Consider the following 9,908-nt stretch of genomic DNA (forward strand, 5'->3'; position numbering starts at 1 on the left):
GCCCTGTCGCGTATCGCGCCCATCGCGCCTCAGGAACCGCAACAGCCCCTGGGTGTGAGTTGTGACATGCGATGGACGTCAGCCGATGGCCGTCCACGCGACTTGAGAAGTGAGGAAGGAGCTTTGGTTATCAACACGACATATGGAACCGCAGAAACACTCCAGGAAAACGCCCAGCCCCAGACCCACGCCCGCGTCGGCAGGATCGCCACGCTCGAGGACGAGGACCAGGCCCAGCTCGAGGCCCTCGGCTTCCACTCCGACTTCAAGCGGGACATGAGCCCGTGGGCGAACTTCTCGCTCGGATTCACCTACCTGTCACCCGTGGTCGGCATCTACACGGTGTTCGCTTTCGCGTTCGCCGCCGCCGGGCCGCCGATGATCTGGAGTCTGGTTATTGCCGGCGCCGGACAGATGTTGGTCGCCTTGGTGTTCAGTGAGGTGGTCGCGCAGTTCCCGGTGGCCGGCGGCGTCTACCCCTGGGCGCGACGGTTGTGGGGCCGAAAATGGGCGTGGATGACCGGGTGGGTCTACATGTTCACGCTGCTGGCCCTGCTGGCCGACGCGGCTTATGGTGCGGGCCCATACGTGGCCGACGTGTTTGGCTTCAGGCCTTCGCCGCGCTCCACGGTGCTGTGCGCGCTCGTCATGTTGGCGCTCGCCACCGCCATCAACCTGACCGGCACAAAGATGCTGGGGTACTTCGCCATCTTCGGCTTCAGTGCCGAGCTGATCGGCGCCATCGTGGTCGGCGTCTGGCTGCTGTGCACCCAGCGCCACCACAATCTCCGAGTGCTGTTCCACGGGTTCGGCGCCCAAGGTCACCACAGCTATATGTACGCCTTCCTGGCCGCCAGCCTGATCGCGCTGTATCAGTTCTTCGGATTCGAAGCCTGCGGCGACGTCGCCGAAGAGGTCCGTAACCCCGGCGTGCAAATTCCCAAGGCGATGCGCCGCACCATCTACATCGGAGGCTCGGCAGCTACCTTCGTCTGCTTGAGCCTGATCCTGTCGGTCACGGACTTCGGCGCGGTGATCAGCGGCAAGGATGCCGACCCGATCGACAACATCCTGAAGACCGCGTTCGGCAGGCTCGGGGCCAAGGTCGTGCTGTGCATCGTGTTGATCTCATTCGTCTCGTGCGCGCTGAGCCTGCAGGCCGCGGCAAGCCGGCTCATCTACGCCTACGGCCGTGACGACATGATCGTCGGTTCGAAACTGCTGGCACGCTTCGACCACAAACGCCACGTGCCGCCCTACTCTTTGCTGATTGCGGTCGTTATCCCGGCGTTCCTGATCGTCGGTTCGCTCATCTCGAGCGACGCGCTCACCAAACTCGTCAGCTTCGGCTCGATCGGGGTCTACATCGCATTCCAGATGGTGGTGTTGGCCGCCCTGCGCGCGCGGATCAAAGGCTGGGTGCCGAAGGGCAAATACAGGCTCGGCCGGTGGGGCCTGCCCGTGAACATCGGTGCGCTGATCTACGGAGTCGCAGCCATCGTGAACCTATCCTGGCCTCGCGACTCCCACCAACCCTGGTATGACGACTACATCATCCTGCTGATGTCCGTGACCGTTGTCGGCCTCGGTATCCTGTACATGGTTTGCAGCCGGGCTTACGCCAACAGCGACGCTCCATACGCTGACGCCGTACCGTCGGAGTCAGGTTGATCCCGCCGAACGCGTGCTTTCCCGGCGTTGCTGAGTAGTTGTTTGGCTCGGCGGGCGCGGTGTAGGAGGTACTAGATGGCGTTGCTGCGGACCAGTCGCCTATGTTCTGTCGGATAATTTGTCAGGTGTCGGTCCAACCATGGCGCGAGACGTTCGACGACCGCGTGGGTCGAATCCGATCGCCTTTTCGCGCAGCGCTGGCCGACATCGTCGCCAAGATCGACCGGTGGATGGTGGGCACCGTCTGGATTGCCCAGTGCAGCAACTACTTCCGCGTTCCCAACGGACGGGTCGTCACCCATTGGCCGCGTAGCACGCGGGCCTTCTGGGGCATGACGCGCAGGTTCAGGCCGGCCGACTTTTGCTTCGCCGCGCCCGCCACCTGTAAGCCTGAGGTATGCACCGTGCCCGAGCTGGGTATCCGATGACGCGGCTGGACGGCGCCGACCGTCTCGATCCCGCACTGCGTGCCGTCGCGACAACGCGAACCGACTTCTCCCTGAGCGCAATCGAACTCACCCGGGCGCCGTTCGACGAGCGCCGCCGCCTGGCCGCCGAACAGACCGACGCACACGGCGTCCGGATCGGCGAGGAGGTCGTGCCGGGCGACGACGGCGACGTTCGGGTGCGCATCTTTCGCGGCGCGCCTTCCGACCGGGCACCGGTAGTGGTGTACTGCCACGCCGGCGGCTTCGCGCTGGGCAACCTCGACACCGATCACCACCAGTGCGTGGAGCTTTCGCGCCGCGGGCGCTGCACGGTGGTCTCGGTGGACTACCGGCTGGCGCCCGAACACCCGTATCCGGCCGCCCTGGAGGACGCCGGTACCGTGGTGCGGTGGGTGGCCACGAACGCGGGGAAACTCGGCGTCGATCCGGCACTCCTGGCCGTCGCCGGCAGCAGCGCCGGCGCCACCCTGGCCGCATGCCTGGCGCAGCGCGCCGCTGACGGGGCACTGCCGCCGGTGGCGTTCCAGTTGCTGCACCAACCGGTGCTCGACGACCGGGTCACCGGATCGAAGGCGGAATTTCGCACCAGTCCGGCGTTCGACGGCGAGGCCGCCGAGTTGATGTGGGGCTACTATCTGGGGCCGGCTGCCGCATCGGCAGCCACGGTGCCCGCGCGCCGAGGCGAATTCGCCGGCCTGCCACCGGCTTTGATCACCTGCGCCGAGATCGACCCGTTCCGCGACGAGGCGGTCGACTACGCGCTGCGGTTGCTGCGCGCGGGAGTCTCGGCCGAACTGCATGTCTTCGCCCGCACCTGCCACGGATTCGATTCGCTGCTGCCCGAGTGGCCGGTCTCGCAACAATTGTTCGCGCTGCAAGGCCACGTCCTGTCCAGCGCGTTTCACGGCGACTAACCGTCGAATCTGATCAGCTGCCGCACCGCGGTACCGTCGGCCAGATTGTCCATCGCGGCGTTGATGTCCTCCAAGGCAATGGTCGAGGACACCAGCGATTCCACCGGCAGCCGGCCCGAGTGCCACAGCTCGACGAACCGCGGGATGTCCCGGCTGGGCACCGCCGAGCCGAGGTAACTGCCGATCAACGACCGCCCTTCGGCGACAAACCCCAATGGCGACACGCTGATTCGTGCCGCCGGCGGAGGCAGCCCGACCGTGATGGTGCGCCCGCCGGGTGCGGTCAACCCGATCGCGGTCTCCAGTGCGGCGGGATGGCCGACGGCCTCGACCACCACCGCCGCCTTCACCCCGGCGTCGGCGGCCTGCTGCGGCGTGTAGGTGTCGTGGGCGCCCAGCCGGCGGGCGGCGGCCAACTTCTCCGGCAGCTGGTCGACGGCGACCACCCGCACGTCGTCGTAGGTGAGCGCGGTGAGCAGCGCCGCCATCCCGACACCGCCCAGCCCGACCACGCTGACCGTCTGGCCCGGCCGCGGATGGCCCACGTTGAGCACCGCGCCACCCCCGGTGAGCACGGCGCAGCCCAGCAGCGCCGCGACATCGGGTGGCACGTCGGACGGCACCGGGACGGCGCTGGCCCGGTCGACGACCGCGCGCGTCGCGAAACCCGAGACCCCGAGGTGGTGATACACCGGGTGGCCGGCCCGGCTGAGCCGAATGTCGCCGCCGAGCAAGGTGCCGGCGCCGTTGGCCGCGCTGCCCGGTTCACACGGCGTCAGGCCCTGGGTCGCGCACGCGGCGCAATGACCGCACCGCGGCAGGAAGACAAGCACCACCCGCTGACCCACGGCGAGGTCGTCGACGCCCTCGCCGACCCGCTCGACGATCCCGGCGGCCTCGTGGCCGAGCAGCATCGGCACCGGCCGCACCCGGTTGCCGTCGACCACCGACAGGTCGGAGTGGCAGATGCCGGCCGCCTCGACGCGGACCAGCACTTCGTCGCGGCCCGGGGGCGCGAGGTCGAGGTCGGTGATGGCGATCGGCCGCGACTGCGCGTAGGGCCGGGGCGACCCGATGCGCTCCAGGACCGCGCCCCGAATTCCAGACATGTTGGAATACAACCATGGCGTCGGCTTCCGTGGTTCCGCCCGCACCGGACGGGCTGACCAGCAACGACTTTCCGGTGCTGTGGCCGGTCGGAACCCGGTGGGCCGACAACGACATGTTCGGCCACCTCAACAACGCCGTGTACTACCAACTCTTCGACACCGCGATCAACGCCTGGATCAACACCAGCACCGGGCTGGACCCGACCGCCACGCCCGCGCTGGGCATCGTCGCCGAATCGGGTTGTCGCTACTTCTCCGAACTGCAGTTCCCGCAAAGCCTGGTGGTGGGTCTGGCCGTCACTCGGCTGGGCCGCAGCAGCGTCACCTACCGGCTGGGCGTGTTCCGGGCCGAGAACGGGCCGGCCGGCAACCAGGCGCGGTCGATCACCGCGCTGGGGCATTGGGTACACGTCTACGTCGACCGAAAAACTCGCAAGTCCGTCCCGATTCCGGACGCCGTCCGAGCGCTGCTGGCGACGGCTGCCGTGGACCGATAGGGGCTCAAAAGCCCCCGATATGCTTCGCGCATGCCAGTGATGAGCAAGACCGTCGAAGTGGACGCCGACGCCGCATTGATCATGAAGATCGTCGGCGACTTCGAGGCCTACCCGCAGTGGAACGAGGAGATCAAAGGCCTCTGGGTGCTGGCACGCTACGACGACGGGCGCCCCAGCCAGCTGCGGCTCGACACCGACTACCAAGGCATGCAGAGCATGTTCATCCAGGCCGTGTACTACCCGGGCGAAAATCAGATCCAGACCGTCCTGCAGCAGGGCGACCTGTTCACCAAGCAGGAACAGCTGTTCTCGGTGGTGTCGATGGGAGCCTCGAGCCTGCTGACCGTCGACCTGGACGTCGAGACCTCGATGCCGGTCCCGGCGCCCATGGTGAAGCAACTACTCAACAACGTGCTGGACCACCTGGCCGAAAGCCTCAAGCAGCGCGCCGAGCAGCTGGCCGCGAACTAGCTCCCGCGGTACCCCGTTCTCGCCGCGAGCGGAAGCCCACTGCGAAAAAAGGCCCCCGAATTCGCGGCGTGCTTACGCTCGCGACTCCTAGGAAGCGCTGAGCCCGGTGCGGTCGCGCATGTCGGTCAGCCGGGTCGCCGCATCGGTGAACTGCCACACGGTGTGCTCGATCACCGCGGCGGTATCGCGCCGGCGCAGCGCCGCGATCAGCTGGCGGTGGTTGTCCACGGCGGCCTCACCCCACTGCGGATCGGCCGCATAGACCACCACCGGCATGTAGCGCGCGGCGTTGAGCAGGAACCAGGCCAGCTTGATCCGGCCGCTCGCCTGGTTGAAGACGCGATGGAAAGCGAACTCGATGCCGGCGATGGTTTCGGCGTCGCCGGACCCGACCGCCGCGGCCAGCGAGTCGTTGATCCGGTCCAGCTCGTTGATCTCGGCGTCGGTGATGTGGTCGGTGGCCGCCGCCGCCAACTCGCGGGCGATCGATGCCTGCAGCCAGAAGATGTCCTCGATGTCTTGGCGGGTCAGCGGCAGCACGACGTGGCCGCGGTGCGGTTCGAGCTGCACCATGCCCTCACCGCGCAGCTTGAGCAGCGCTTCGCGCACCGGGGTGACGCTGACTCCGAGCTCGGCCGCGGTCTCGTCCAGCCGGATGAACGTCCCCGGCCGCAGCGAACCGGACATGATCGCCGCCCGCAGGTGCCCCGCCACCTCGTCGGACAACTGCGCCCGGCGCAGCGGCCGCCGACTCCTCTTCTGCATTGACATCGGTGCGTTCACGGGGCTGCCAGGGCTTTCGTGGACTTGGCGGGATGGGGTTTATGTTTTGACGGGTGTTAACGGGGACTTGTCAGTGGACCGTCAACGCCATAGTGTGACCCACACAACACTAAGTTTTATCAAATATCAACCTGGCGCAAGCGGTGCGCGAGTGAAAGGAAGTGTCGAGTTTGACCGCGCAATTAGCGAACCATTTGACACGGGCGAACGAGCAGCCGTACCTGGCCCGGCGACAGAACTGGGTGAACCAACTCGAACGGCACGCGCTGATGCAGCCCAACGCGACCGCGCTGCGGTTCCTGGGCAACAGCCTGACGTGGGGTGACCTGCGCCGGCGGGTGGCGGCGCTGGCCGATGCGCTGAGCCGCCGGGGTGTCGGCTTCGGCGACCGGGTGATGATCTTGATGCTCAACCGCACCGAGTTCGTCGAATCGGTGCTGGCGGTCAACATGCTCGGCGCCATCGCGGTCCCGCTGAACTTCCGGCTCACCCCGGCCGAAATCGCGTTCCTGGTCCAGGATTGCGAAGCGCGCGTGATCATCACCGAACCGGTGCTGGCCCCGGTGGCCATCGGGGTCCGCGACATCGAGTCGATGCTGGGCACGATCGTGGTGGCGGGCGGCTCAACTCACGATGACGCGGCGGGCGTGCTCGGCTACGAAGACCTGATCGACGAGCCCGGCCCGGAACACCAACCCGTCGACATCCCGAACGACTCGCCGGCGTTGATCATGTACACCTCGGGCACCACCGGGCGGCCGAAGGGCGCCGTGCTGACCCACACGAATCTGACCGGCCAGACCATGACCGGGCTGTACACCAACGGTGCCGACATCAACAACGATGTCGGGTTCATCGGGGTGCCGTTCTTCCACATCGCCGGCATCGGCAACCTGCTCACCGGGGTGCTGCTGGGCACCCCGACGGTGATCTATCCGCTGGGCGCGTTCGAGCCCGGGCAACTGCTCGACGTGCTCGCCGCGGAAAGGGTCACGGGAATCTTCTTGGTCCCCGCCCAGTGGCAGGCGGTCTGCGCCGAACAACACGCTCGCCCGCGCGACCTGAAGTTGCGGGTGATCTCCTGGGGCGCCGCACCGGCACCCGACGCGCTGCTGCGCGAGATGTCGGCGAGGTTCCCCGGCGCCCAGATACTGGCCGCGTTCGGCCAGACGGAGATGTCGCCGGTGACGTGCATGCTCTTGGGCGAGGACGCCATTCGCAAACGTGGGTCGGTCGGCAAGGTGATACCCACCGTGGCCGCCCGCGTCGTCGACGAGAACATGAATGACGTGCCGATCGGTGAGGTCGGTGAAATCGTCTACCGCGCACCAACTTTGATGAGCGGCTACTGGAACAACCCGGAAGCCACGGCGGAAGCGTTCGCGGGCGGGTGGTTTCACTCCGGCGACCTCGTCCGCATGGACGCCGACGGCTACGTGTGGGTGGTCGACCGCAAGAAGGACATGATCATCTCCGGTGGCGAGAACATTTACTGCGCCGAGGTGGAAAACGTTCTCGCCGGCCACCCCAGCATCGTCGAGGTGGCCGTGATCGGCAGGGCCCACAAGAAGTGGGGTGAGGTGCCGATCGCGGTCGCCGCCGTCACGGGCGACAATTTGACGCTCGAAGAGCTGGACGAATTCCTGACCGAACGGCTGGCGCGCTACAAGCACCCCAAGGCGCTCGAGATCGTCGATGCGCTGCCGCGCAACCCGGCCGGCAAGGTGCTCAAGACTGAACTGCGAGTTCGCTACGGGGTCGGAGAAATCGATTAAATCCATTCTAGGACAAGAGGTTTTAGGAGCAGAAAGGAAAGTTGACCGGAGCTGTAACGTTTGCCAGCTGTTGGCGAAGGGTTAATTGTGCGGATGCGGTTCACACGTGGTTTGCCATCGGGTACATTCCTGTGGTCTCCGTTACTACTTGCCAGTAGGGAGCCGATGGTCACACAGGTTGAGTCGGGACGAGGCGGGGGCACCCCCAGCCGCCTCGCGGCGAGGGGGAGAGGCGTGCTAGACGATCCACCGCGACGTCGGGAGGCGCGCGGTGACGGCGCGAGGGGGCCACGGTGACTTCAACGTCGACAAGTCGGCGGGGTCCCTACCTGGTTGGCTACGTTCGCGACCAACTGCAGACGCCGCTGACGCTCGTCGGGGGATTCTTCCGGATGTGCGTGCTCACCGGAAGGGCGCTGTTCCGCTGGCCCTTCCAGTATCGCGAATTCATCCAGCAGTGCTGGTTCATCATGCGGGTGGCGTTTCTGCCGACCATCATGGTGTCGATCCCGCTGACCGTGCTGCTGATCTTCACGCTCAACGTCCTGCTCGCCCAGTTCGGTGCCGCTGACCTGTCCGGCGCCGGCGCGGCAATCGGCGCCGTCACCCAGCTTGGCCCGCTGACCACCGTGCTGGTGGTTGCCGGCGCCGGCTCGACCGCGATCTGCGCGGACCTGGGCGCCCGCACCATCCGCGAGGAGATCGACGCGATGGAGGTGCTCGGCATCGACCCGATCCACCGACTCGTGGTCCCCCGGGTGGTCGCCGCCACCCTGGTCGCGACCCTGCTCAACGGCCTGGTGATCACAGTTGGCCTGGTCGGCGGTTACCTGTTCGGGGTCTACCTGCAGAACGTGTCGGGTGGCGCCTACCTGGCCACCCTGACCACCATCACCGGTTTGCCCGAGGTCGTCATCGCGACGGTCAAAGCCGCCGTCTTCGGGCTGATCGCCGGCCTGGTCGGTTGCTATCGCGGCCTGACCGTGCGCGGCGGCTCCAAGGGCCTGGGCACCGCCGTCAACGAGACCGTCGTTCTTTGTGTCGTCGCGCTATACGCCGTCAACGTGGTGCTGACCACGATCGGTGTCCGGTTCGGGACGGGGCACTGACGTGTCGACTTCCGCCGTCTTTCGCGCCCGCTTCCCGCGGGCGGCAGAGAACCTCAACCGCTACGGCCTGGCCGCGGCTCGCGGTCTCGACGACATCGGTCAGATGGCGTGGTTCGGCACCATCGCCGTCGGGCACATTCCGCACGCGCTGCGCAACTACCGCAAGGAGACCCTGCGATTGGTCGCCCAGATCGGCATGGGCACCGGCGCCATGGCGGTCATCGGCGGCACCGTCGCCATCGTCGGCTTCGTGACACTGTCCGGTAGCTCGCTGGTCGCGATCCAGGGCTTCGCCTCGCTCGGCAACATCGGCGTCGAGGCATTCACCGGCTTCTTCGCCGCGTTGATCAACGTGCGGATCGCCGCGCCCGTCGTCACCGGCATCGCCATGGCCGCCACGGTGGGTGCCGGCGCCACAGCGGAGCTGGGCGCCATGCGCATCAGCGAGGAGGTCGACGCCCTGGAAGTGATGGGCATCAAATCGATCTCGTTCCTGGCCTCCACCCGCATCATGGCCGGGCTGGTCGTGATCATCCCGATCTACTCCATGGCGATCATCATGACTTTCCTGTCCCCGCAGATCACCACGACGGTGATCTACGGGCAGTCCAACGGGACCTACGAGCACTACTTCCGGACGTTCCTGCGCCCCGAGGACGTGTTCTGGTCGTTCCTGGAGGCCATCATCATCACCGCGGTCGTGATGATCACCCACTGCTTCTACGGCTACAACGCCGGCGGCGGTCCGGTCGGCGTGGGTGAGGCCGTCGGGCGATCGATGCGTTTCTCGCTGGTGTCCGTGCAGGTTGTCGTGTTGGCCGCCGCGTTGGCGCTGTATGGCGTCAACCCCAACTTCGCGCTCACGGTGTGATCGCCATGGCCCGACCGATTCAGACCAACGCCCCGCGGACCCCGCCGTACAAGCTGGCCGGCGTGGCGCTCCTTCTCGTCGGCGCGGTGGCGCTGGCCCTGGTCTACGGGCAGTTCCGGGGCAACTTCACCCCCAAAACGCAACTGACCATGCTGGCCGCGCGCGCCGGCCTGGTGATGGACCCGGGTTCGAAGGTCACCTACAACGGGGTGGAGATCGGGCGGGTGGGCTCGATCGCGGAGACGGTGCGCGACGGCAG

The 9,908-nt window shown here is 66.8% G+C and carries 10 protein-coding genes and 1 pseudogene; 9 read left to right on the forward strand and 2 right to left on the reverse strand.

Translation table 11 applies throughout. The features are described from left to right. Positions 1-123: 123 nt before the first annotated feature. From BST14_RS12395 to BST14_RS12405, 3 genes and pseudogenes are all read left to right on the forward strand, one after another. The gene (locus BST14_RS12395) at positions 124-1,671 is read left to right on the forward strand and encodes an APC family permease (RefSeq protein WP_231102971.1); all 1,548 of its coding nucleotides are present in this window, start codon (positions 124-126) and stop codon (positions 1,669-1,671) included. 191 nt (positions 1,672-1,862) lie between these two features. Beyond that, a pseudogene (locus tag BST14_RS12400) lies at positions 1,863-2,099 on the forward strand (NAD(P)/FAD-dependent oxidoreductase); the annotation flags it as partial. Next, the gene (locus tag BST14_RS12405; RefSeq protein WP_062887871.1) at positions 2,096-3,034 is read left to right on the forward strand and encodes an alpha/beta hydrolase; all 939 of its coding nucleotides are present in this window, start codon (positions 2,096-2,098) and stop codon (positions 3,032-3,034) included. The pseudogene BST14_RS12400 and the gene BST14_RS12405, both read left to right, overlap by 4 nt. Here the strand turns inward: BST14_RS12405 and BST14_RS12410 are convergent. Continuing rightward, positions 3,031-4,143 carry an alcohol dehydrogenase catalytic domain-containing protein gene (locus tag BST14_RS12410; RefSeq protein WP_062887881.1) on the reverse strand — a complete coding sequence of 371 codons (1,113 nt, stop codon included), beginning with the start codon at positions 4,141-4,143 and terminating at the stop codon, positions 3,031-3,033. The genes BST14_RS12405 and BST14_RS12410 overlap by 4 nt on opposite strands. Before the next feature lie 14 nt (positions 4,144-4,157). On the opposite strand from BST14_RS12410, the gene BST14_RS12415 reads away from it, so the two are divergent. Together BST14_RS12415 and BST14_RS12420 are read left to right on the forward strand one after the other, a co-directional pair. Continuing rightward, a complete protein-coding gene (locus BST14_RS12415; protein ID WP_142279380.1) occupies positions 4,158-4,640 on the forward strand; it encodes an acyl-CoA thioesterase in 483 nt (160 codons plus the stop codon). A gap of 30 nt (positions 4,641-4,670) precedes the next feature. Then, complete coding sequence (locus BST14_RS12420) at positions 4,671-5,111, forward strand: SRPBCC family protein (RefSeq protein WP_062887872.1); 441 nt, start codon at positions 4,671-4,673, stop codon at positions 5,109-5,111. Positions 5,112-5,198: 87 nt separating this feature from the next. Here BST14_RS12420 and BST14_RS12425 read toward each other — a convergent pair whose 3' ends face one another. Next, a complete protein-coding gene (locus BST14_RS12425; RefSeq protein WP_196760402.1) occupies positions 5,199-5,882 on the reverse strand; it encodes a GntR family transcriptional regulator in 684 nt (227 codons plus the stop codon). Positions 5,883-6,064: 182 nt separating this feature from the next. Here BST14_RS12425 and fadD5 point away from each other — a divergent pair, with 182 nt between their 5' ends. From fadD5 to BST14_RS12445, 4 genes are all read left to right on the forward strand, one after another. Then, complete coding sequence (fadD5, locus tag BST14_RS12430; RefSeq protein ID WP_062887883.1) at positions 6,065-7,669, forward strand: fatty-acid--CoA ligase FadD5; 1,605 nt, start codon at positions 6,065-6,067, stop codon at positions 7,667-7,669. Between the two features lie 293 nt (positions 7,670-7,962). After that, on the forward strand, positions 7,963-8,778 hold the full coding sequence (locus tag BST14_RS12435; protein WP_062887874.1) for an MlaE family ABC transporter permease: 816 nt from the start codon (positions 7,963-7,965) through the stop codon (positions 8,776-8,778). Position 8,779: 1 nt separating this feature from the next. After that, positions 8,780-9,649 (forward strand): ABC transporter permease, encoded by an 870-nt coding sequence (locus BST14_RS12440; RefSeq protein WP_062887875.1) that lies wholly within the window; start codon positions 8,780-8,782, stop codon positions 9,647-9,649. 5 nt (positions 9,650-9,654) lie between these two features. After that, positions 9,655-9,908, forward strand: a 254-nt coding sequence (locus BST14_RS12445) for an MlaD family protein (RefSeq protein WP_142279381.1), incomplete at its 3' end; no start/stop codon positions are given.

This window comes from Mycobacterium arosiense ATCC BAA-1401 = DSM 45069 (genome assembly GCF_002086125.1).
In the GTDB taxonomy this organism is placed as follows: domain Bacteria; phylum Actinomycetota; class Actinomycetes; order Mycobacteriales; family Mycobacteriaceae; genus Mycobacterium; species Mycobacterium arosiense.